General features: G+C 75.9%; 1 protein-coding gene. It reads left to right on the top strand.

The features are described from left to right. On the top strand, positions 1 to 552 hold a 552-nt coding region (locus FNX44_RS27520; RefSeq protein WP_153507819.1), incomplete at both ends, for a GNAT family N-acetyltransferase.

Here is a 552-nt window from a genome sequence, read left to right as displayed (position 1 = left end):
GCCCTCGACCGGCCCCGCGCCGGCCGCCGCCCGCTACCGGGTGCAACTCGCCACGGACGAGAGCCAGGTACGTGCCGCGCAGCGGCTCCGCCACCAGGTCTTCGCCCGGGAACTGGGCGCCCGGCTCAGGGGCGGCCCCGGCCTGGACGCCGACTGGTTCGACAACCACTGCGACCACCTGCTCGTGGTGGAGAACGCCACCGGCCGGGTGGTCGGCACCTACCGACTGCTGCCGCCCGAGCGCGCCCGGATCGCCGGACACCTCTACTCCGAGCAGGAGTTCGCCCTGGACCGGCTCGACGGCATCCGGGGCGACCTGGTGGAGGCCGGGCGGTCCTGCGTGCACCCCGACCACCGGGACGGCGCGGTCATCTCCCTGATGTGGGCCGGCATCGCCCGCTATCTGCTCGCCGGCGGCCACAACTGGCTCGCCGGCTGCTGCTCCGTGTCGCTCGCCGACGGCGGCGCGCTGGCCGAGACGGTGTGGCGGCGCACCTCCGCCCGCCATCTCGCGGCCGAGGAGTTCCGTGTCACCCCCCGCCGCCCCTGGCC

It is taken from the genome of Streptomyces alkaliterrae (assembly GCF_007097205.2).
GTDB classification, from domain to species: Bacteria; Actinomycetota; Actinomycetes; order Streptomycetales; family Streptomycetaceae; genus Streptomyces; species Streptomyces alkaliterrae.
Note: the sequence above shows the minus strand (reverse complement) of the source record. Positions and strands in the feature narration are given on the sequence as shown.